This is a genomic window from Pseudomonas sp. TH49 (assembly GCF_016650625.1).
GTDB classification, from domain to species: Bacteria; Pseudomonadota; Gammaproteobacteria; order Pseudomonadales; family Pseudomonadaceae; genus Aquipseudomonas; species Aquipseudomonas fluorescens_H.
Window position 1 is genome coordinate 1,814,966 of record NZ_JAEKFL010000002.1, and the last position, 21,196, is coordinate 1,836,161.

The 21,196-nt window shown below is 56.1% G+C and carries 20 protein-coding genes and 1 pseudogene; 13 read left to right on the forward strand and 8 right to left on the reverse strand.

Translation table 11 applies throughout. The features are described from left to right. Positions 1–24: 24 nt before the first annotated feature. Complete coding sequence (locus tag JFU48_RS25375) at positions 25–864, reverse strand: transporter substrate-binding domain-containing protein (protein WP_201138062.1); 840 nt, start codon at positions 862–864, stop codon at positions 25–27. A 241-nt stretch (positions 865–1,105) separates the two neighbouring features. Here JFU48_RS25375 and JFU48_RS25380 point away from each other — a divergent pair, with 241 nt between their 5' ends. Continuing rightward, a complete protein-coding gene (locus JFU48_RS25380; RefSeq protein WP_201138063.1) occupies positions 1,106–1,957 on the forward strand; it encodes a LysR substrate-binding domain-containing protein in 852 nt (283 codons plus the stop codon). A 69-nt stretch (positions 1,958–2,026) separates the two neighbouring features. Here JFU48_RS25380 and JFU48_RS25385 read toward each other — a convergent pair whose 3' ends face one another. Next, positions 2,027–2,728 (reverse strand): GntR family transcriptional regulator, encoded by a 702-nt coding sequence (locus JFU48_RS25385; protein WP_242486714.1) that lies wholly within the window; start codon positions 2,726–2,728, stop codon positions 2,027–2,029. Between the two features lie 175 nt (positions 2,729–2,903). On the opposite strand from JFU48_RS25385, the gene JFU48_RS25390 reads away from it, so the two are divergent. The 7 genes and pseudogenes from JFU48_RS25390 (at position 2,904) to JFU48_RS25420 (ending at position 11,924) form a co-directional block, all read left to right on the forward strand. Further along, positions 2,904–3,737 carry a fumarylacetoacetate hydrolase family protein gene (locus JFU48_RS25390; RefSeq protein ID WP_201138064.1) on the forward strand — a complete coding sequence of 278 codons (834 nt, stop codon included), beginning with the start codon at positions 2,904–2,906 and terminating at the stop codon, positions 3,735–3,737. An 80-nt stretch (positions 3,738–3,817) separates the two neighbouring features. Next, complete coding sequence (locus JFU48_RS25395; RefSeq protein WP_201138065.1) at positions 3,818–4,738, forward strand: VOC family protein; 921 nt, start codon at positions 3,818–3,820, stop codon at positions 4,736–4,738. A 109-nt stretch (positions 4,739–4,847) separates the two neighbouring features. Further along, positions 4,848–6,467, forward strand: a complete 1,620-nt coding sequence (mhpA, locus tag JFU48_RS25400) for a bifunctional 3-(3-hydroxy-phenyl)propionate/3-hydroxycinnamic acid hydroxylase MhpA (RefSeq protein WP_201138066.1) — start codon at positions 4,848–4,850, stop codon at positions 6,465–6,467. Positions 6,468–6,540: 73 nt separating this feature from the next. Continuing rightward, positions 6,541–7,902: an outer membrane beta-barrel protein gene (locus JFU48_RS25405; protein WP_201138067.1), complete on the forward strand. Its 1,362-nt coding sequence runs from the start codon at positions 6,541–6,543 to the stop codon at positions 7,900–7,902. Between the two features lie 60 nt (positions 7,903–7,962). After that, positions 7,963–9,219, forward strand: coding sequence for an MFS transporter (locus JFU48_RS25410; RefSeq protein ID WP_201138068.1), 1,257 nt, complete (start codon positions 7,963–7,965; stop codon positions 9,217–9,219). Between the two features lie 231 nt (positions 9,220–9,450). After that, a complete protein-coding gene (locus tag JFU48_RS25415) occupies positions 9,451–11,115 on the forward strand; it encodes a methyl-accepting chemotaxis protein (RefSeq protein ID WP_242486715.1) in 1,665 nt (554 codons plus the stop codon). Between the two features lie 37 nt (positions 11,116–11,152). Further along, positions 11,153–11,924, forward strand: a pseudogene (locus JFU48_RS25420) (ABC transporter ATP-binding protein). 14 nt (positions 11,925–11,938) lie between these two features. On the opposite strand, the gene JFU48_RS25425 reads toward JFU48_RS25420, so the two are convergent. Further along, entirely contained in the window at positions 11,939–12,655 is a 717-nt protein-coding gene (locus JFU48_RS25425) for a TetR/AcrR family transcriptional regulator (protein WP_201138069.1), read from the reverse strand. A 160-nt stretch (positions 12,656–12,815) separates the two neighbouring features. Here JFU48_RS25425 and JFU48_RS25430 point away from each other — a divergent pair, with 160 nt between their 5' ends. Next, positions 12,816–14,033, forward strand: coding sequence for an acyl-CoA dehydrogenase family protein (locus tag JFU48_RS25430; protein WP_201138070.1), 1,218 nt, complete (start codon positions 12,816–12,818; stop codon positions 14,031–14,033). A 61-nt stretch (positions 14,034–14,094) separates the two neighbouring features. Further along, positions 14,095–14,577 carry a flavin reductase family protein gene (locus JFU48_RS25435; RefSeq protein WP_207199234.1) on the forward strand — a complete coding sequence of 161 codons (483 nt, stop codon included), beginning with the start codon at positions 14,095–14,097 and terminating at the stop codon, positions 14,575–14,577. Between the two features lie 241 nt (positions 14,578–14,818). Here JFU48_RS25435 and JFU48_RS25440 read toward each other — a convergent pair whose 3' ends face one another. Then, positions 14,819–15,451, reverse strand: coding sequence for a LysR family substrate-binding domain-containing protein (locus JFU48_RS25440; protein WP_274610510.1), 633 nt, complete (start codon positions 15,449–15,451; stop codon positions 14,819–14,821). A gap of 18 nt (positions 15,452–15,469) precedes the next feature. Next, on the reverse strand, positions 15,470–15,718 hold the full coding sequence (locus JFU48_RS30215) for a LysR family transcriptional regulator (protein ID WP_274610511.1): 249 nt from the start codon (positions 15,716–15,718) through the stop codon (positions 15,470–15,472). 112 nt (positions 15,719–15,830) lie between these two features. Between JFU48_RS30215 and JFU48_RS30105 the strand changes: the two genes are divergently transcribed. Both JFU48_RS30105 and JFU48_RS30110 read left to right on the forward strand, forming a co-directional pair. Next, positions 15,831–16,115, forward strand: a complete 285-nt coding sequence (locus JFU48_RS30105) for a nuclear transport factor 2 family protein (RefSeq protein ID WP_242486716.1) — start codon at positions 15,831–15,833, stop codon at positions 16,113–16,115. A gap of 97 nt (positions 16,116–16,212) precedes the next feature. Further along, positions 16,213–16,359 (forward strand): hypothetical protein, encoded by a 147-nt coding sequence (locus JFU48_RS30110; protein WP_242486717.1) that lies wholly within the window; start codon positions 16,213–16,215, stop codon positions 16,357–16,359. 63 nt (positions 16,360–16,422) lie between these two features. Here JFU48_RS30110 and JFU48_RS25450 read toward each other — a convergent pair whose 3' ends face one another. The 3 genes from JFU48_RS25450 to JFU48_RS25460 form a co-directional block, all read right to left on the reverse strand. Beyond that, entirely contained in the window at positions 16,423–17,406 is a 984-nt protein-coding gene (locus JFU48_RS25450) for a LysR family transcriptional regulator (RefSeq protein ID WP_201138072.1), read from the reverse strand. 95 nt (positions 17,407–17,501) lie between these two features. Next, entirely contained in the window at positions 17,502–18,833 is a 1,332-nt protein-coding gene (locus JFU48_RS25455) for an MFS transporter (RefSeq protein ID WP_201138073.1), read from the reverse strand. Between the two features lie 66 nt (positions 18,834–18,899). Continuing rightward, a complete protein-coding gene (locus JFU48_RS25460; protein WP_201138074.1) occupies positions 18,900–20,315 on the reverse strand; it encodes an aspartate ammonia-lyase in 1,416 nt (471 codons plus the stop codon). 208 nt (positions 20,316–20,523) lie between these two features. On the opposite strand from JFU48_RS25460, the gene JFU48_RS25465 reads away from it, so the two are divergent. Then, positions 20,524–21,108, forward strand: a complete 585-nt coding sequence (locus tag JFU48_RS25465; protein WP_201138075.1) for a helix-turn-helix domain-containing protein — start codon at positions 20,524–20,526, stop codon at positions 21,106–21,108. The last annotated feature ends 88 nt before the right edge of the window (positions 21,109–21,196 follow it).

Below are 21,196 nucleotides of genomic sequence, written 5' to 3' on the forward strand. Positions count from 1 at the left end.
CTATTGCAGTAAGAGTTCATCAACTCAAGCGCCATCGGCTTGAAATTGCTTCTGAAGCTCGACAAGTGCCGGTGACGCAGGAGTGATGTGGTTGCGGGTCTGGGCTTCAATCAGCCAGCCGCTGCGGTGCAATTGCTTGACGATCGGGTCAAGCTTCGCCTGGGTGTCACTTTCCCCGCGACGGGTCCAAATCACCGAGGGCGCGGGGTTAAGCTCCGGAGTGATGGTCCGGTAGTCCTTCCATTCGGCACTATCATTGATCAGAGGATTGACCAGTGTGGCGTCATGCACTGCTGCGACACAGTTATTACCGCGCAGCGCCAGCAACGATTCGGAAGAACTCTTGAAGGCCTTCAATTTGGCGCCTAGATCGGTAAGCGGCTTCACGTAACTGCTGCCTTGGGAAGTGCAGACTTGTTGATCTTTCAGGTCTTCCCAGCGGGTGATCTTGCTGTCCCTGAGTACTGCGGCGGTACCTCCGACCCGATAAAACGGCGTTGGAACAAATCCGAGTATCTCGCCACGTTCAGCCGTCCACTCCATGTTGGCAATGAGCAGATCGACCTTGCCCTGCTGCAAAAACTGCACGCGGTTTGCGGGTAACACCGGGACTAGTTGCACATCTGCCCCCAATTGCCGACCCAGCTCCTCAGCCAGATCCACGTTCAGCCCCCACGGCTTTTGAGTGGAAGGATCAATTCCACCAAACGGTCCTCCCGACAGCAGTACCCCAACCACAAGCAGGTGCCTTTGCTCAATCTTGTCCAGTGTGGCGTCAGCCTTAGCACCAGCACCGGCCAAGGCAATCAGAGTGCCTAGCATTAAAGGCAATACCCGTTTGACAGATACCTGCTTGAGCGACATTTACTTCCCCCTTAAATGATCGGATCTTCCGATCTGACGAGGGCGTATCCTAGGTGCAGGGTTGGTCCGACGGAAATGCAAAGATCTAATATCGTTATAACTTTAACGCTGTGATTTTCCATTAACTCAGACATCAACGCGTGTTTATTGGGGCATTCTAGATCGGGCAATGCAAAAACATAACGATACTTTATATTTATGTTTACACTGCTGATATGAAAATCCTTTTCCGGAATCGGCCATGTCGACCCTCGATCTTGAATTGCTTCGCACCTTCATTGCCGTGGTCGACCACCACAGTTTTGCAGAAGCCGGCGCACAGCTTTCGCGAACGCAAGCTTCTGTTACTCAGCATATGCAAAGACTGGAACAACAAGTTGGCGTGAGTCTGTTCGAGAAGCGAGGTCGCCAAAAACATCTGACCGAACCAGGCCTGCAACTGCTACGGCATGCCAGGCAAATGCTCTCGCTAAACGACGATGCAATCAGCTCCTTGCGAGAAAGCAGCCTGAGCGGAGTGTTGCGGATCGGCTCCCCCCATGACATCGCGGACACCATTCTCCCGCCGATCCTCAGTCACATAGCCCGTTCGGCGCCGCGTTTGCGTCTGGAAATTGATGTTGGGCGTAGCCCGTTCCTTATGGAGGATCTGCACCGGGGTAAGGTCGACATGGTGATTTCCACGCGTGAAGATTCAAGCCTTGAAGGTTTTGCGCTGCGGACTTCGCCGGTTTGGTGGATCTGTTCGGCGCAGTACATACATACCCCCAGTGAACCACTTCCGCTTATTCTCGTGGATGAACCGAGTATCTATCGACGCTATGCATTGGATGCCCTAGAGCGCGCAAAAATTCCCTGGCGCCAAGCCTATCTGGCGTCGAATTTGATCGGTATAAAGGCCGCCACTCGCGCAGGTCTGGGGGTGACGCCGCGGAGCATGGAAATGCTAGGACCCGACATGCGAGTGTTAGGCGAGAACGACGGATTACCGCGATTGCCGGACGTAACTTATAACTTATGGATTCGCCCGAACACGATCAATCCACTGGTACGTAGGGCTTACGAGTTGATCAGGGCCAGTAGACGGCTTTAACAATAATGCTCGGCATCAATAAGCACTCACGAGCTAGGACAAAGCCCAATCAATCATTGAGTCCGATCACTACAGCAGCAACGCGTGCTTGAGCACCGAATCGGTGGTGGTCTGATAATGACTCGACAACAGCTCACACGCCTTGTCGATATCCTTCGACAGTGCCGCATCCATCAGTTGTCGATGTTCATGGGGAACGTCCCGTTGACTGCTCTCCTTGTAATGCATCGACAGGAAGCGGTAGCGCGCCGTCTGATCGCGCAAAGACGCACATAAGCGCAAAAGTGTTGGCGAGTTGCAGCTTGAAATCAGCGCTTGATGGAACAGTTCGTGGGCGTTTTCCCATTCCGGCTTCAGCACCCGTTCCGGGCCTTCGACGATGGTGAGGCGATCAAGCCGGTGATGCGCGGCCAGCACCCGACTCTCCCACTCCACGTCCCCAAGACGAATGGAATCGGCCAGGGCCTTGCATTCGATGTGCAGGCGGGCAGCAGTGATGTCAGAGATTTCTGCTGCGGAAATTCGCCCGACACTAAAGCCCTTTTGGTCCGCCGCCGAGACGAATCCACTGCTGGCAAGTCGCGACAAGGCTTCGCGCAGGGGAATGACACCGACGTCGTAGGCATCGGCCAGTTCCTTGAGCCGTAAGCGCATGCCGGGTGCCAGCTGCCCGTTGATGATGTCTTGGCGAATCCTGGCCTCAAGCTGCGAGGCCATGGTGCGTTTTTCCGCGACGTCTGCGGATTGCCAGCTGATCTGTGGGGAATTCAAAGTCGACACCTTTACGCCTTTCGTCCCGATGAATCATACACAGTCAGAAAAATTTCTCACATTCATAAAAAAATATATTTTTTGTTGACGATATATTTTATTGGTTCTAGCTTAGTGACTACGCGGTCGGCTGCCCATCACCCCGGCCCTTTCCACTCCAACAAGAGAAACCGTCATGCGCTACGTTCGTTTCCTCAATCAAGGCCAACCTGTCCTGGGTGTCGTTACTGCCGAAGGTGTTCGCGTTCTGGGTACCGAGTCGCTTGAGTCCCTGTTGGCTCGTGGCGTGGACCTGACCACCCTCGGCGCCGAAGCCAGCGGTGCGCTGGTCGAGATTGCCGAAGACGCCTACCTGCCGTTGATGGCGCGTCCGACCAAGATCGTTTGCGTGGGTCTGAACTACGCCGACCACACCAAAGAATCGCCGTACGCCCAGCCTGATTACCCAACGCTGTTTCCGCGCTGGAACTCCAGCCTGACCGCCCACAACCAACCGCTGATTCGTCCCCGGGTATCCGACAGCCTCGACTACGAGGGTGAAATGGCCGTGGTGTTGAAAAGCGGCGGTCGGCACATCAGCAAGGAAGATGCGCTGAGCCATGTGGCGGGCTACGCATTGTTCAACGAAGGCTCGGTGCGCGAGTACCAGTTCATTTCGCCACAGTGGACCGTCGGCAAGAACTTCGACGACACCGGTGCATTCGGTCCGGTGCTGGTGACAGCCGATGAACTGCCGGCAGGCGGCAAGGGTTTGCTGCTGGAAACCCGGGTCAATGGCAAGGTCGTGCAATCGGCCAACACCGACGACATGCTGTTCGACGTAGCCACCATTATTTCTACCCTGAGCGAAGCGGTGACCCTGGAAGCCGGCGACGTGATCGTCAGCGGCACCCCGGCTGGCGTCGGTTTCGGCATGAATCCGAAGGTGTACCTGAAGGCCGGAGACGTGGTGGAAGTGTCCATCGAGGGTATCGGCAAGCTGGTCAACCCGGTGGTCGACGAAGCCTGATTACACTGATTCAACTCTTGCGCAGGGCCACCCGACAGCCCTGCGTACAATAACTACAATAATTGAAAATGGAGGCAATCATGAGCGCGTCCCATGGTGTGCATTCAATCGATCACTACGCACTGAACGTCCCATCGCTGGACGAAGCCTACCAATTCTTTGAAAGCTTCGGTCTCGATGTCGAACGTCAACCGGACCAGCTCTTGCTGCGGGCTGCAGATGGGCATGTGTGGGCGAAAATCCTGCCCGCCGTCGCCAAATCCATGGCCTACCTGAGCTTCAATTGCTACGAGCAGGATTTCCCGGCGCTACGCCAGCAGATCGAAACCGCCGGCGGGCATTTTGAAGATCATCCTTGCGGCGGCATCTGGTTCCGCGACCCCGATGGCAACCTGTTGCAAGTCAAGGTTGGTGAAAAAACCATGCCCGACCAGAAGACTGCCCACCTTAACCGCAGCACCCCGGCCAATAATCGTGGTGCAACCACGCGCGATGGACAGGCCCTCGTCCGTCCGCGTCGCCTGTCCCATGTCCTGCTGTTCACTCCGGACGTCCTTGGCGCCCTGCACTTTTACGAACAAGCGCTGGGCCTGAAGCTTTCCGACAAATCGTTGGACATCATCGCCTTCAGCCACGCGCCGCACGGCTGCGATCATCATCTGGTGGCCTTCGCCAAGAGCAGCGCAAAAGGCTGGCACCACGCGGCCTGGGAAGTCGATAACATCAATGAAGTCGGCGCGGGCGCTTCGCAGATGGCCGCTGCCGGGCACACAAAAGGCTGGGGCACCGGTCGGCATTGCCTGGGTTCCAACTACTTCCATTACGTGCAGGATCCGTGGGGTTCGTTCTGCGAATACTCGGCCGACATCGACTACATCGACCCGGGCGTCGAATGGCCCGCCGGCGATTTTCCACCGGAAAACTCCCTGTACCTATGGGGACCGAACGTGCCGGACAACTTCATTTTCAATACTGAAGCGGACACTCCGACACCGTCCTGAGCCCCTTCCCCTCTTATCAAACTGACTTCCTGCATCGCGCGAGTCCACTGACGCGCGCGACGGGCCCGGCCATGTCCGGAAATCATTGCGCAGTACACGAGGCACAGTCATGAATCAGCAAACCACAGTCGATGTCGCCATCGCCGGTTACGGTCCTGTCGGCCAGACCCTGGCCATTCTGTTGGGTCAGATGGGTTATTCGGTCGCCGTATTCGAACGCTGGCCGGCGCTTTATCCACTGCCGCGCGCGGTGTTCTACGACCATGAAATCCGCCGTATTTTCCTGTCCATGGGGCTCGGCGAAGAGTTGGCAAAAATCTCCCAGCCGTCGGCGCGCTATCAGTGGTTCAACGCCGACTGGAAAGTGTTGGTGGAGATCGACTGGTCGGCTGAATCCATCAGCGACGGGCCGTTCGGCTACCTGTTCAACCAGCCCTCGCTGGAAGCCGCATTGGACCGCAAGGCCAAGAGCATCGGCAACGTGCAGATTCATCAAGGATGGGAAGCCACTGCGCTCAAGCAGGACGCGAACGGCTGCGACATGGTGCTCAACCGGGTGATTCGCGAGGACAGCAAATTTTCCCTTTGCGAAGAACAGCAAAGCGTGCGCGCTCGCTACCTGATCGGTGCCGATGGTGCCAACAGCTTCGTGCGCCAGTCCCTAGGCATTGAATGGCAAGATTTGGGCTTCCAGGAAGACTGGCTGGTGGTCGACCTGCAGCCAAAACCTGGCGTGCAACTGGACGTGCCGGACATCGGCCAATGGTGCAACCCCGAGCGCCCAACCACCATGGTGCCCGGTGGCCCTGGGTACCGCCGCTGGGAATTCATGCGCCTACCGCACGAAACCATCGAAGACCTGCAAGACACCGACAAGGTCTGGTCGCTGCTGTCGCGCTGGGTCACGCCAGACACCGCCGATCTGGTGCGCCACGCGGTCTACCAGTTCCGTTCGCGCATTGCCTCGAACTGGCACAGCGGCCGGATGATGCTGGCCGGCGACGCGGCCCACGTGATGCCGCCGTTCATGGGCCAGGGCATGTGCTCGGGCATTCGCGATGCATGGAATCTGTCCTGGCGCCTGGACCTGCTGCTGCGGGGCCTGGCCGACAACACCCTGCTGGACAGCTACACCCTGGAGCGCAAGCCGCAGATCCGCGCGGTGATCGAAGCCTCGATGGCCATGGGCAAAGTGGTGTGCGTATCGGACCCGGTGAAAGCCGCCGAGCGTGATGCGGCGTATTTGAGCGGCAACGTTGCACCGCTGCCTCCGTTCCCGGGTTTGACCGATGGGCTATTGCAGGAGGACGGCCAATTGCGCGGCATTCTCGGGGTACACGGTTCGATTGAAATCGGTGGCCAGGTCGGCCGCTACGACGATGTCATCGAGCGCGGTTTCCACTTGCTTGTCAGAGGCGACGAAGACCCTCTGGCCCAGCTCGATCCGCAACTGCTGGCGTTCATCAGCGAGTACGGGCTCAAGGTCGTGAGACTGGCCGCCCTTGCCGACAATGCCAAGGGTATTTACCGAGATGTGTCCGGCAAGTACTTGCGGTTCATGGCTGAAGCCGGGCTCAAGGCACTCGTCGTGCGCCCGGACTACTACTGCTATGGCGGAGTGGCAGAACTGTCGGCACTGCCGAAATTGCTCAGTTCCCTGCGCCAACAGTTGCAACAGAACGCCAGTGCCAGTCCCGTCGTCAATGACGCAAAAGCCTGCCGTGCCTGACATCGAACACCCAGGGGCATGGACGCCCCCCCCCCCCGTTTAAAACACTGACAACAAAAACAAGAGACAGACAATGCACAACATCAAGGTGAAAACGCTTGGTGCGGTTCTGGCCGCCTTCGCAACGCTCAACACACACGCCGCCGAAAGCCCTGAAACGGGCGAAGGCTCACTGTTTCGCAGCATGTTCGGTGACACGCTGGAAAAGGACTATGGAATCACAGTTTCCGGTCTGTTTGACGTCGCCTACACGCGCAACAACCGCTCGACCCAGGCAGAGCGTCAGGAGGGCTTGAGCAATTTGCCGCTGGTCGGGTTCTCCGATGAAGGCCTGGAATGGGGCAGCCTGCACCTGTTCGTCGACAAGGCACTCAAGGGTGACATGATCCCGCGTATCACCCCCCTGCCCGGCCCGACACCCACCGAGGCGTCCTTCGGTTTCACCTTCGAAATAAACTACGGCCGCAATGCGCAATTCGCCCGTACCTACGGTTGGGATATGCATTGGGATGTCAACTCGCCGGGCGACGACGACCCCGCGAAGGCTAAGCGGGACAAACAGAAATTCCTCGCCGTTCCCAATATCGCCGCGACGGCTTACTTGCCTTACGGCCCCGGCATCACGGCCATGGCCGGCGTCTTCGGCCCGGCGCTCGGCTATGAAATCCCGCCGAACATCCGTGCCGCGCGCAACCCGTTTGCCAGCAAGACCTACGCCTTCGTCAGCGAGCCGGGAACGGTCGGCGGCGTCCAGCTCGGCACGCGCCTGTACAACGGCGACGCAGGGATTCTCGGTGTGGAACTGGGCGTTGTGCAGGGCTGGGACAACCTGCGCGACAACAACGACGGCAAGTCGCTGGTGGGTGCCGTGCGTTGGCGCACTGCCGATATGCAGACATGGATCGACTACGAATTCATACTCGGTGATGAACAGAACGACAGTTTCAGCGATGTGCAGGCGCCGACGTCGCGTTTGGTCTCGCCAGACGGTCAATTCAAACAGCAGCATTCGCTCAACGGCTGGCACCGCTTCGACTCGAACTGGTCGATGGGTGCCGAAGTGGTCTACGGCCATCAGGCAGGGGACGGCAAAGCCAGCACTATCGACATCATCAACGGTCCCGGTTTCGATGGTGCTCATTGGTGGGGCGCTAACGCCGTGCTCACTTACCAACAACGACCTGACCTTTCGTACTCCGTACGCGCCGAGCATTTTGCCGACCCTGACGGTTTCATCCTGCTGCCCGTCTCCACAGCCCGCGGAAACTTCAATGCCGTCACCGCCGGCTTGCGTTACGACCTGAACAAGTACATCTCGCTGCGTCCTGAAGTGCGTTACGACGTGTTCGATGGCAATGCCGACGATTACCCGTTTGGCGCCGGTCGCGACCGCACGCAGTTGACCGGGCTGGTTGAAGCATTGGTTTATTTCTAAGCCTCTGGCAGCCGGGTTGCTGATGCGGCTGCCTCCATTAACTTCATCCGAGTAACAACCATGAACAACAATAAGCATGCGTGGGATGTTCGCTACGAGTTTAAAGCGGTGGCCTTGCTGGCACTGGGTTTCGGCCTGGTGGGCCTGGATCGGTTCATCATCCTCCCGCTGTTCCCAGTGATGATGAAAGACCTCGGCCTGGATTATCAGGACCTCGGCAATGTGACCGCGGTCCTGGGGCTGGCCTGGGGCTTTTCCTCGATTTTCATGGGCCGGCTGTCCGATCGAATCGGCCGGCGCAAAGTCCTGATCCCGGCCGTTCTGGTGTTCTCGTTACTCGCAGGGCTTTCCGGCCTGGCAAGCGGAATCGGCGGGCTGATGCTGATTCGCGCAATCATGGGCATCTCCGAAGGCGCCTTCACGCCCACGGCACTGGCGGCCACGGCAGAGTCATCACACCCTGCCCGGCGCGGCATGAACATCGGCATCCAGCAGGCGTTTTTTCCGATCCTGGGTCTGGGCCTCGCGCCAATTCTCGCCACCCAGTTACTGCAGGTAGTGCCGTCCTGGCGCTGGGTGTTTTTGATTGTGTCGTTGCCCGGCTTCCTGCTGGCCCTGGCGATGTACCGCTACCTGCGGGAAACCCGCGCCGTGACGCCGCACTCCGTCGAAAGCCGCACAGCCGCCGATCATCCGGGCTGGCTGGATGCCCTGCGCTTTCGCAATGTGTGGCTGAACATCGTCGGCATGTTTTGCATGCTCACTTGCCTGTTCGTCATCAGCGTAATGATGCCCAACTACCTGATGGATTACTTGCACCTGCAAGTGCAGCAGATGGGCTTCGTGATGTCGGCGATCGGCCTCGGTGGTTTTCTTGGGCAGTTGATCATGCCTGCCGTGTCAGACCGCATCGGCCGTAAACCGGTGGTGCTCATTTCGTTCGTCGCCACCGGCGCCTTTCTTTGGTTGCTGATGGGCACTGGTGCCGAGCCGGTCAAGTTGTTCGCGCTACTGTTTCTGACGATTTTCTTCAACTTCAGCATGATCTGCATGACGGTCGGGCCACTCACCAGTGAATCGGTGCCGGCCGCGCTGACGTCTACCGCTACCGGGTTGGTGGTGGGCATTGGTGAGATTTTTGGCGGCGGTGTCGCGCCGGCAATCGCGGGTTATATCGCACAGAATCACGGGATCGAAAACACGATGTATCTGGCACTCGGCGCGGTGGTGGTCGGGTTGCTGGTCGCGACCTGTTTACGTGAAACCGCACCCGCCAGAGTGGCCGAGCCTGGGGTCGAAGGCATCGACAGCGTTTAACAAAATTCACTCTCCACCCGGGGAGCGACAGGAGGTCGGAATGGGATTGTTTGTTCGCAACAACAGCTCTCCCGCGCCACGCACACGATGAGCGTGCCAGCGCCAGGCGCCACGATCGCCCGGCGCTGATTTATCCCTTGAGCGTTTCATCGAAGCAAGGCGCCCGCCACAAGCCGGCGCCGTTTCATCTGATGCTCGCTATGACAGCGGCAAAAAACAAAGCGTCCATCAATGCGCACGCTGCGATCCCCTTCTTTGAGGACAAATCCGTTGTTTTTCAGAAAAATGAAATTGGCACCGCGCTCAATTTTCGGCTTTGGCTTGATTGGCTTGGTCGTCCTGCTGCTTGGCCTGTTCTCATTGAGTATGGTCAAGCAAATGAGCGTGCAGTCCGAAGCCATCAGAGAGGTCTGGGTCCCCGCAATCATCCGGCTTGCAGCGTTGAACACAACGGAGGATCGAGCCGGAATAATGACCTTCAGGATGGTTGTTCTACAGGATCCCGTTGCCTTGGCCGCCAATCAGACTGCGTTGAAGCAAGTACTCGAAAGCGTTCGACAGCAGCAAGACGATTTTGCCGCGCACCTGCACGAAAAGTCGGAGCAGGAAATCTTCGAACGCTACTTGGTCGCGTCGAAAGCGTTCCGGCATGAACAGCTTGAAGTGATCCGCCTGGCAGCAGCGGGTCAACAGCGGGCAGCGACAGAAATACTCAACGGGCCTATCGATAAATTCGCCATGGAGCTGGGTGCAAGCTCGGGTCAACTGCTGGATTTTTATCTGAAGCATTATCACCAGGCCGCTGAAAACGAACAGCAGACAGGTGATCGAGTCGTGACCGGGGTCATTGCGGCAATGGCACTGGCCGCCCTGCTGACGGTACTGTTGGCGACGTTTTACACCAGAAGTATTAACCAGCCTCTGCTCGACGCTCTGAAGGTAGCGGAGAACATTGCGCAAGGTGATTTGACCTCTTCAATCGACGATACGGGGAACGATGAGCCAGCCTTATTGCTTCGAGCATTGAGGGCCATGCAGGGCAATCTTCACGACACCGTTCTTCGTATAACGAACTCCTCCTCCCTGTTGGCTTCGTCCTCGCAGCAGTTTCATTCAGTGATAGCGATCGCTACGAGCGGGCTTCAGGAGCAGAACAGGGAAATCGAGCAAGCCGCCACGGCCGTGAATGAAATGACCGCTGCGGTCGATGAAGTCGCGAGAAATGCATCGGCAACGGCACACGCTTCACGAACCACGGATGTGGCGGCACAAACCGGGAAAGCCCGAGCCGTCGAAACACTTGAGTCGCTCTCACTATTAGCAGAGCACATTACCATCACCGCATATCGCGTAGAAGCACTTGCAAGCAGCGTGTCCGGCATTAACCGGGTGCTAGAGGTGATACGGTCGATCGCTGAGCAAACCAACCTTCTGGCGCTAAACGCGGCGATTGAAGCCGCCCGGGCTGGCGAAGCCGGTCGTGGTTTTGCCGTCGTCGCCGAGGAAGTGCGGGCATTAGCTTTTCGCACGCAACAATCTACGGGTGAAATTGAACAGATGGTCAGTGAGCTAAGCAGCGTGGCGGCGCACACATTGTCGTCCATGCAACTGAGCACGGATCGTGTCCACTCAACCTTAGGCATTGCTCAAGAGGCGGATTCGGCGTTGCAACAGGTAACCATTGCAGTCGAGTCAATCAGTCAAATGAACATCGTCATCGCCACCGCGTCCGAGCAGCAAGCCCAAGTCTCTCGGGAAATTGACCGGAGCTTGATCAGCATTCGTGATCTGTCGGCGCAAACTTCGGCGGGCGCGGTACAGATTCATTCGACCAGCGAAGAACTGTCGCTCCTGGCCACGGGCCTGCGCGGACACATCAACAGGTTTCGCCTCTAGCTCGGGCGTTCAGCATTCTTTGCGCGAGGTTTTATACATGATCGAATTCCACCAAGTCACCGCGTACCAGCAACAGACACGGGTGCTCAACCGGTTGTCGTTGAAGATTGAGCCGCGCGAGCGCGTGGCAATCCTGGGCCCCAACGGCGCGGGTAAAAGCACCCTGCTTAAACTGATAAACCGGGAGCTGTATCCCGTTGCGCAGGAAGGCAGCTACCTGAAGCTTTTTGACAGCGAAACGATTCATCTTTGGCAGTTGCGGGACAGGATCGGTTTTGTTTCGCACGACCTGCAAGAGAACTACACACCCTATACCACGGCATTAGAGGTTGTCGTTTCCGGGTTTTTCGGTGCCATAGGCAGTCATGAACACCTGAAACCGACGAATATCCAAGTCGACCAGGCGGGCAATGATGACCAGACTCGGAATTGCGCAGGATAAGGCCTGCATATTTCAGCGCCTTTCCACCGGCCAGAAGCGGCGTCTCCTGCTGGCCCGAGCACTTGTTCATCATCCAGAGGCGTTGATTTTCGATGAGCCCGCCAATGGCCTGGACATAGGCGCCAGCCTGGCCATGCTGACGCTGTTGCGCAGCTTTTGCGGTGAGGACCGGTCATTGATCATCACCACTCACCACGTTGACGAGATCATCCCCGAGATTGACCGCGTGGTGCTGATCAACCGAGGACAAATCATTGCTGACGGCCCAAAACCCGACATTCTGACGAGTAAAAACTTGTCGGAGCTGTATCAGACCCGGCTACAAATCACCGAGAACAACGGTTGGTATCGCTGCTGGCACGATTGAGGTTGCCGTTCAAATCAAGGCGTATCAGTGGGGAGGCTCGCCGGGTCACCCGCAGCCGATGCCACTCCCGCCTGCAGGTAGGCCTTGGAAAACGCCACGGCCTCCTGCGCCTGGGCGTTCGCCACACCGAAACCGCGCAGCACCATCAAAATGACCGCGTCGATGTAGACCTCCGGGTCGTCCACCTTGCGCTGGGTCATGCTACGAACCCCTTCCAGCGTCGCGCCGATCAGCGCATCGACGCCTGCCTGCATCGAGGGCAGTTCAAGCAAGCCCGCGACTCTCCCCGCCTTCAGGTCGGCGAATACGTACTTCAGCAGGATCGACTCATGCTGCACTAACTCGGCCCGCAGGAAAAACGCCGCCCAGCGACGGTCGGTATGCGCACGAAGCAGAAAAAGCCGCATCGCCGTGCTAATGCGCTCCAACGGATGAGTCAGCACGTCGTACACGGGCAGGATGTGCAGGGTCATGCCGTCGGTGGCTTCCTGGCCTATGGCAGCCAATGCCTCCTCAAGTGAAGCAAAGTGTTTGTAGAACGCTCCTCGGGAAATCTGCGCCACCCGGGCAACATCTTCGATGCTGACCGAAACCTTTGCAGGGTCGCCCAGCAAGTCCATGGTCGCCGAGAGTATTCGGGCACGCATCGCGTCACGTTTGCGCCGAGCGGTCACGGCTCGGTGATCCTGCGGTGCGTCCATGTCCTCTCTCACGGTGGCCGGATTTTCCATTTGCGTTATGCCTTTTTGCATCAAATCGCCCACTTGCCTAGATGAATATATATCTTGACGATAAAAATATATTTTAATTAGTATCGAATTCGTCACCGTGACGAATTCGATACTATTGTGTCACATGCTCATCCAAATAATCCCAATAACAGGAAAAGCCATGAATTCCGTCCTCCACAATGCAGTTGTCGACGCCCACATCGATAGCAGCGATCTTATTGCCCGCGCCAGCGGTTTGGTCGAGACCTTGCGCTCGCGTACCGGTGAAGTCGATGAACTGGCCCGTCTGCCCGAAATCACTGTGGCCGACCTCGACGCCATCGGCGCCTTCGACCTGATGATTCCACGCCAGCATGGCGGCCTGCAAACCAGCATCAGAACCTACATGGAAGTGGTCAGCGAAATCGGTCGTGGCGATGGTTCGGCGGGCTGGGCCTGCGCCCTGATTAATATCTGCAACTGGATGCTCGCCACCTTGTATCCCAAAACCGTCAGTGACCCGATCTTCGCCAGTGGCGGCAAGTTGCGCAGCAGTGGCGTGCTGTCGCCGCGCAAGGCCCAGGTCAAGCGCGTGGCCGGCGGTATCCTCATCGAGGAAGGCCTGTGGGGTTTCAACAGCGGCGTGTATCACGCTCAGTGGGACCTGCTGGGGATTCCGATCGTCAACGAAGCGGGTGAAACCGTGGATCAAGGGCTGGCGCTCATCCCGATCCAGGACATCACCCTGTTGCACGATTGGGACACCATGGCACTGCGCGGTAGCGGCAGTACATCGGTGTCGGTAAAAAATCTGTTTGTACCCGATGAGCGCATCGCTTCGGTATCCAAAGCCATCGCTGGCGATTACGCGTCCTCACACCTGCAAGGTGAAGCGCTTTATCGTGGTACGTTCATCCCGCTGCTGGCAATCATCCTGGTGTTTCCGGCCCTGGGCATCGCCAAGGCAGCACTGGAAACTTTTCTCGCCAAACTACCCGGCCGCGGCATTCAGTACACCTGGTACAGCCAACAGGACGAAGCTGCAGTGACCCACCTGCAGGTCGGTGAAGCCTCGGCCAAGTTCGATGCTGCACGGCTGGTGGTGGAGCGCTGCGTGGACGAAATCGACACCTGTGCCGCTCGCGGCTCGGCGATGGACCGACAAACCCGCGCGCGCATCCGCCGCGACACCGGTTATGCTAGCCAGTTGATCTGGGAAGGCGTCGACCTGCTGGCCACCGCCAGCGGCGGTTCGCTGGCGGGGACTTCCAACCCGTTCAACCGCCTGTGGCGTGACGCCAGAGTGGCCAATCTGCACGGTGTGGTGTGCACCTCCACCAACCTGGAACTGTTTGGGCGAATCCTCTGTGGCAAAGAGGCCAATACACCTCTGGTGTAAATGCACGATTCAGGCAGCGGCCACCCGCACTGGCCGCTCGGCAAATGAATGGAGAGTGACAATGAATAATGCACACAATGACGCTGCCAAGTTTCGCCGCGTGATGGGCCGCTTTGCCACGGGTGTAACCGTGGTGACCTACGAACGGGAAAACCAACCGGCGGGTATGACGGCCAATGCGTTCCTGTCGGTGTCGCTGGAGCCGCAACTGATCCTGGTGTCGATCAAGAACGAGTCACGCTTTTGCAACCACATCAAGCAAGGCGACTGTTACGGCGTGAACTTTTTGACCGAACAACAGGAGCACCTTAGCGGCTACTTCGCTGGACGTGTCGTGGAGGGATTGGATGTGGCGATGAACACGGTTCAGGGCGTGCCAATCATCGAGGGCAGCCTTGCTCACATTGTTGCTCGGGTAGTCCAGATCCATGCAGCCGGTGACCACAAACTGTATATCGCTGAGGTAGTCGAGCTTGTCGAAGCAGAACAGGCGCGACCGCTACTGTTCTTCTCTGGCGAATACGGCAAATTGAACGCGGCTTGAGGTCGAGTGGATCGACGGCTACACAGCGTTACTGCTGCCGCAATGACGCCAAGTATGTTTTAGACGTTAAATCACTCGACTCGTCAGCCCGACTTGGAATGACCTGACTCGACGGCAGATGGGCGCGATCCATCTGCTGTCGCCGTCGACCTTCAGTCCTGCTAGTACTCACGGAAATCATCGAGAACAACAGTTTGTATTGTTATTAGGTCGTTTGATGGCGTCTTCAGAGCCAGGCAACTCACAAAGTTAGTGATGCCAATGAGGCTTGATGTGCAACCCTCAGAAATGCGCGAACCGCACCGCCGATTTCGTTGACACGACTGATGAGCAGCAAGTCGGTTTGTAGTTCAACGTCATCGAGTTTTCGGTAAGCCAGCTCCGGAATACTCACTTGCATCATTGTCGCCGGAACCATCGCAACACCCATTCCAGAGGCGACCAGCGCTAATACGCTTAATGTGCTGGTAGTGCGTTGAGTCTTTGGCTCGCGCCCTAGTGCCTTGCGCAGCTCGGCCAGAACATACTCATCCGCGTCGTTAGCGGCGTAAACAATCAACGACTCAGCGCCCAGCATGGACGCTCGCAGCGTTGGCTGGCTTGACAACGGGTGATCTTCAGGCAGTGCAGCCACTAAGGGCCAAGTTCCGATGCGCTCAAATAACAAGCCACTGTCGACGGGCTGGCTGCCGTGACTCGGCGCATACGCCAAGTCTAACTGTCCGTTTTGAATAGCTTCGACTTGTTGTTGCGGCGGAAGCTCGCGGAGGATGACTTCAGCCTCTGGGTAAGCAGCACGAAAAGCGCCGATATCATCCATCACCCGGCCACTGAACACGGCGTTGCCAGCGAAGCCGATTCGCACGCTGCCCATCTCACCACGCAATGCACGCTAAACCACGCGCTGGGCATGCGCGGCCTGGTCGATGGTGCGTTGCGCCTCGGCACGGAACAAAGCGCCGGTTTCAGTGAGTTCGACGCGACGACTGGTGCGCAAAAACAGCGCACCACCGAGTTCCTCCTCCAAAGACCGAATCTGCATGCTGAGAGCGGACTGAACAATGTGCAGCCGTTGAGCTGCCCGGCCAAAATGCCCTTCCTCTGCGACAGCGAGAAAATAACGCAAATGACGTAAGTCCATGATTGTCGCAGACCATCAGCATTAGTGATCAATCGTTCATATCAATCTATTTGAAGTTGTCTGTCCAGGGGAAGATGCTGACGTTACACCCCAATCACTGGTAGGACATAGCATGCATACTTACCTCGAAGATCGTCTGCAAATTACCGACTTGATGACTGGCTGGATCCATCGTGATTTAGGCCAATGGGATCAACTGGTCAACCTTGCCCATGCTGATGGGACGATAGAAGTCACGTGGTTTGAAGGGCCGTTTGCCGAGTTTGTCGAAGGTTCAAAACGCATGTGCAAATCCGACTTGCGTACCAAACACCTGATAGGCACACCGGTTGTTTCCATCAACGGCAGCAAAGCTATCGTAGAAAGCAACGCGGTGATTGTTGGCGAAAACATCTGACTGAATATTGGTTGCAGCGTGCACAACCGGTTCCTATGACCTTTTAGAGATACGCGAAGGCCTGTGGAAGCTGGTCAAGCGTCAAAGCATCTACGACATGGGCGGATTCACCTTCCCCCAAGGCTTGGTTGAGATTGATCAAGACGCCGTGGCGCGCTACCCGCGCGAATACGCGCCGCTCGCCTACCTCTTGGAAAAAAGCGGCTTTCCGCTCAATCGGGAATTCGCCACCCGCGGCAGTTAGCTTGAACAGGCTATGCGTTCCGAGGCTCAAGTGTGGCTTGCTGACTGACAAACAGCATCGGCGCTACTTTTCTGAACTTGGAGCCTCAATGTCGACCCAGTGGGGTAAGTCAGGATGTATTGCTTTCAGCTTTTGAACCATCGAGGTAGAAATGATTGAGTGAGCGATCGCGTAAGTCTCATCGAAGAGCTGACCATATTCATCCTTCCTTGCGAGTTGATAGAGCGACCTTCCGCTTTGTGTAGACGTGAGGAAATGCAGTTTGACCTCACGCGCGTAGGCGCTGGCTTGGAGAAGACACATCGGTGTGGTAACCGCCCAACCGATGTCACCTGCCACCATGGCACTCAACGTATCGGCCGTATCCACTTCCAAACGGTGCGGGATATGCAAATCCATTCGACGAAGGAACCGTTCTGCCTGCCCTCCTACGTGGGATTGCCGATTAAACCGTACGATCGGCAACGCTTCTGAAAGGTTGCGCAGATCCTTCGCCGTGCGCACCTCTCCAGGATAATTCTGAGGCGTGATAATCAGAAAATGTTCGAATAACAGCCTGCGCCTTACGATACCATCAACATCGCTCAGAGGATCGCTAGAAATTACAATGTCCAAATCTCTAGCGATCAGCGCCTCTCCCTGAAAAGGGGATAAACCGGTACGTACCGAAAGAGTGGTTGAACGCGCCAGTAATGCCTTTATGAATTGCGTACCACACGTGGCCGCGAAAGAATCGACCAGCCCCACCCGTACGTCCGGTTTAATGCCATGGCTAGCGTCGACTACCGTCGACTTCAAACGATTCATATCTTCAAGTAGCACCAATCCCCGGTTGCGTAAAGCCAACCCGGCCGGTGTCAAAGCCAAGGGGCGGTGCTCTCGATTAAATAACATGACACCAAATTGATCCTCCAACTGCCGAATGCTTTGCGACACTGCAGATTGCGTTAGTCCAAGGCGCTTCGCAGCGCTGGACATATTGCGTTCCTGGGCAGTGACTACAAAAATTTGCAGCATCTGCATATCTAAAGGCTTGGTATGGGTCACAAAAAATCTCGTTCAGCGCCGGCTCGACTGATGGATTATAGGATCTGGGGCACGCTAATGCTTTTATACGGCTAAAGACAGATCTCTTCTCAAGGTTATTTTGAAACGCTCGATAGATTCAAATGGCTTGTCTCCGGCGCCCAGCATTGGCAAACAAATGCGCCAATCAGAGTAACGCAAACACAGGCGCCCAGCGCCATATGTATCCCGAAACGCTCCACCATTACAGGCAGTAAAAATGTTGTCACTGCCGATCCAAAGCGGCTGGCCGCAACGGCTAGGCCCACACCCGATGCCCGTAACTCGGTGGGGAACAGTTCCGGCGGATACACGAACTCCAAATTAACCGCTGCGGCCAGAATGAATGCAAAGGCGGCGAATATCACAATAACCATGGTCACGGGCATGTCACGCCATAGAGCCAATGCTCCTAACGTGCACGCCATTAGATAAAAGCTGACAATCAGAAAGGAGCGGCGGCTGACTTTGTCGATAATGAACAGCCCCATCAGCGCACCTAGCATCAGAAACAAATTATAAATAGCGCCCGCTGTATAACTTCCTTTGACATTCAGCGCTTCCAGAATTCGAGGCGTGAAGGTACTCATGGCAAAGAAGGGAATGACCTGACAAGTATAAAATAGCCCTCCTACTATAGTGTGGCGGCGCCACCGCCCAGAGAACAGCTGGCGATAAGTTGATCCTTTGCCCTTTTCTACCTTGATAAACTGAGGTGCAGCGATGTCCGAACCCAGTTTTTTAGCAATGATCTGCTGAGCTTCGACACGACGTCCATTATTAACTAACCAAAGTGGTGACTCTGGAATGCCCATGCGCATGAAGAAAATAAGGACTGACGGCACCGCACTACTAAACAAAATCCAACGCCATGCATCTGCATCAAGGTCATGCAGCATGTATCCGACGCCGTAAGCACAGACATAGCCGGCGGCCCAAGCCACTGCAAGGATGCTCAGGAGTCGTCCTCGCAACCGTCGAGGCGCAAACTCGGTGACCAGTGATTTACTCACAACATAATCGGCCCCCAGCGTGACTCCGAGCAGGATGCGCAGAACCAATAGTTGCCAGGCTTCGGCAACGAAGAACTGAAGCACTGAAATCCCGGTAAATACCAGCATGTCGAAGGCAAAGATTGGGCGCCGTCCAAATCGATCGGCGATAGGGCCAGCAATCAGGCTACCAAGGAACAAGCCGGCCAACGAAGCTGCGCCCAGTAATCCTAACCAAAGAGTCGTCAATTGCAGCGGGCCGGCTGCCAAGCTGATGGCAATACCAATAATCCCGAGCACGTATCCATCACTGAATTGTCCGCCGGTACCACTTAAAACAGTCCTGATATGAAAGGGTCTTAATGGCGCCTCTTCGAAGGCGATACTCTGGGGCGCACCTGAAACAATGCTGGTCATGACAAACCACCTATTTTTTATTTTAATAATAATTCGAGCTGATATTCATCAAGTCGTCGGCTGGCGTTAACCCTTGAGAGTGGCCAGGCTTTCAGGATCGGTAGCAGAAAGGTTCAGCGCTATATGTACTTGAGCTTCGTTTAGATGCCCTTGCGCAACGGCGAGATCAACGAAACTTATGCCTTGTTGGGCGCTATCCTTTACTAACTTTGAAACTTTTGCGTACCCCAGCGCAGGTACTAACGCAGTCGCCAGCGCACTGGAGTTCATTAAATTATCCAATGAGCGCTCAACATTGGCCTTAAGACCGGCAATACAATTATTAGTCAGAGTATCCACTGCACCAGTCAGCATCTCGACACTGTCGAGTAATCGATCCACGATCACCATCTCGTAATGGTTCAGGTCCAAAAGGCCTTGCTGAGCGCCAAGGCTAATGGCGGCATCATTGCCAAACACGGCGAGCGCGACCTGACAGATCGCCATTGGGATTACCGGATTGACTTTCCCCGGCATAATTGATGAACCGGCCTGTACGGCGGGCAACTTCAATTCGCCTAATCCACCTGCGGGCCCGGACGAAAGAATGATCAGATCATTGCCAAGTTTCCATAATGAGTTAGCAGTGCCTCTGATTTCGGCAGATAAACGCGCGCAGGTGTCCATATTCTGCATACCGTCGAAAGCGTTGCGCGAGGGCTGAATGGGCTCACCAGACAACTGAACCAAGTGCTCAAATACAGCTTTTCGATAACCTGGGCGCACGCCAAACCCCGTCCCGATAGCAGTACCACCCAGCGGCACTTTCAGTAACTCGATCCGTCGCTGCTGCAATTGCGCCACATGGCGACGCAGCACTGACTCATAACCACTGAATGCCTGACCTAACGTCATCGGCTGAGCATCCTGTAAGCAGGTGCGTCCCAGGCGAAGGACCGAACTGAATGCCTGGCCCTTCTGTGCTATGGCATCGGCAAGTGCAATTAGGCTATCGATCAATCCTTGAGTCGCTTCGAACGCAGCTAACTTGACAGCGGTGGGTAACACGTCATTTGTCGACTGGCTGAGATTGACGTGATCATTGGGATGTACACGTGAGTAATCACCCAGTGGCGAACCTAATAATTGCAGAGCGGCGTTAGCCAGGACCTCGTTGACATTCATGTTAATCGAGGTGCCGCCGCTCCCCTCAAAAAGGTCACAGAGCAGGTACTCATTGAAATGGCCTGATGCCATTTTTGTGCAGGCCGTCGCTATCGCTTGCGCAGTGGCTTCATCCAAAGCCCCTACATCAAGGTTTGCCATCGCCGCAGCTTGCTTCACCAATGCCAGGCTGCGCACCAGCGGAGTACTACTTCCTAACGTTCTTCCGGAGATGGGGAAATTGCTGATTCCGCGCAATGTATTAATGCCATACAACGCCCCGGGAGCCAGCGTCAGTTCGCCAAGGCTGTCTCGTTCGACTCGGCTGTCAGAAGACATCATGCACCTCAAGATTTCGTATTATTGAGGTTCGAGTCTCTCGCCGGCGTCCAGGGGTACATAAAAGTATTTGCAAATCTTCGCCACACTATTAGCGAGGCTAATGATCTGGCGCGAGCAAGGCTTGGTGTGGCCAGGAGCGGGGGCTTGACATGACAACTTAACAAAATGTTTAATAGATTTAAATCAGATATTAATGAGCCATGCAATGACTCCCCAAGAAGACATGATCACCCTAGGCCTGAAAATCCGCCAATTCCGCAAAATGCGAAAATTGACCGTCCGCCGCTTGGCCGATGAGTCAACTATCAGCGCGAGCATGATCAGCCAGATCGAGAACGGCAAAGCCGCTCCAGGTTTTGCCACGATGGTGCGTATTGCCACGGCACTTGGATTGTCCTTAGGGGATCTGGTCAGCGATGGTGAGGCCGCTCCGCGTTCAAGGGTAGTACGCAAGGAGGAACGCTCTTACATCGAATGGGGAGAAGCGTCGAAGAAATATTTGATCACCCCTCGGCCATTTCAACATGTTGAAGCCTACGAGCTGGACCTGGCCCCGGGAGACCAGATAGACGACCTAACCTACGGTGACACTTCTATCCTGCTGGTGGTCACGGCCGGCCAAGGCACAGTCCGAGTCAACCAAGATCTATTCGACTTGAAGGAAGGCGACAGCCTGTCTTTCATCACGTCGGAAACCCACGGTTTTATTAACCGCGGAAAGGCCCCGTTTCGGGCGATTTTCGTGCTGACACCGCCAGCGATTCCACTCAACGGTGCTGACACACACTAGACCGTTGCCAAGATTGTAGCTTCCCCAAGCCCCCCTAACGCCCCTGCATCTGGCAGTGGGTTGACGGATTGTTGCATCCCGAAGAAAG

Excerpts from the sequence above, each read along its gene's own strand:
- JFU48_RS30215 (WP_274610511.1), bottom strand. The coding sequence starts at position 15,718 with ATGGACTTACGTCATTTGCGTTATTTTCTCGCTGTCGCAGAGGAAGGG.
- JFU48_RS25395 (WP_201138065.1), top strand. The coding sequence starts at position 3,818 with ATGAGCGCGTCCCATGGTGTGCATTCAATCGATCACTACGCACTGAAC.
- mhpA (WP_201138066.1), top strand. The coding sequence starts at position 4,848 with ATGAATCAGCAAACCACAGTCGATGTCGCCATCGCCGGTTACGGTCCT.
- JFU48_RS30110 (WP_242486717.1), top strand. The coding sequence starts at position 16,213 with ATGGGCGGATTCACCTTCCCCCAAGGCTTGGTTGAGATTGATCAAGAC.
- JFU48_RS25405 (WP_201138067.1), top strand. The coding sequence starts at position 6,541 with ATGCACAACATCAAGGTGAAAACGCTTGGTGCGGTTCTGGCCGCCTTC.
- JFU48_RS25455 (WP_201138073.1), bottom strand. The coding sequence starts at position 18,833 with ATGACCAGCATTGTTTCAGGTGCGCCCCAGAGTATCGCCTTCGAAGAG.
- JFU48_RS25460 (WP_201138074.1), bottom strand. The coding sequence starts at position 20,315 with ATGTCTTCTGACAGCCGAGTCGAACGAGACAGCCTTGGCGAACTGACG.
- JFU48_RS25435 (WP_207199234.1), top strand. The coding sequence starts at position 14,095 with ATGAATAATGCACACAATGACGCTGCCAAGTTTCGCCGCGTGATGGGC.
- JFU48_RS25440 (WP_274610510.1), bottom strand. The coding sequence starts at position 15,451 with ATGGGCAGCGTGCGAATCGGCTTCGCTGGCAACGCCGTGTTCAGTGGC.
- JFU48_RS25425 (WP_201138069.1), bottom strand. The coding sequence starts at position 12,655 with ATGGAAAATCCGGCCACCGTGAGAGAGGACATGGACGCACCGCAGGAT.
- JFU48_RS25465 (WP_201138075.1), top strand. The coding sequence starts at position 20,524 with ATGACTCCCCAAGAAGACATGATCACCCTAGGCCTGAAAATCCGCCAA.
- JFU48_RS25415 (WP_242486715.1), top strand. The coding sequence starts at position 9,451 with ATGCGCACGCTGCGATCCCCTTCTTTGAGGACAAATCCGTTGTTTTTC.
- JFU48_RS25390 (WP_201138064.1), top strand. The coding sequence starts at position 2,904 with ATGCGCTACGTTCGTTTCCTCAATCAAGGCCAACCTGTCCTGGGTGTC.
- JFU48_RS25430 (WP_201138070.1), top strand. The coding sequence starts at position 12,816 with ATGAATTCCGTCCTCCACAATGCAGTTGTCGACGCCCACATCGATAGC.
- JFU48_RS25380 (WP_201138063.1), top strand. The coding sequence starts at position 1,106 with ATGTCGACCCTCGATCTTGAATTGCTTCGCACCTTCATTGCCGTGGTC.
- JFU48_RS25375 (WP_201138062.1), bottom strand. The coding sequence starts at position 864 with ATGTCGCTCAAGCAGGTATCTGTCAAACGGGTATTGCCTTTAATGCTA.
- JFU48_RS30105 (WP_242486716.1), top strand. The coding sequence starts at position 15,831 with ATGCATACTTACCTCGAAGATCGTCTGCAAATTACCGACTTGATGACT.
- JFU48_RS25410 (WP_201138068.1), top strand. The coding sequence starts at position 7,963 with ATGAACAACAATAAGCATGCGTGGGATGTTCGCTACGAGTTTAAAGCG.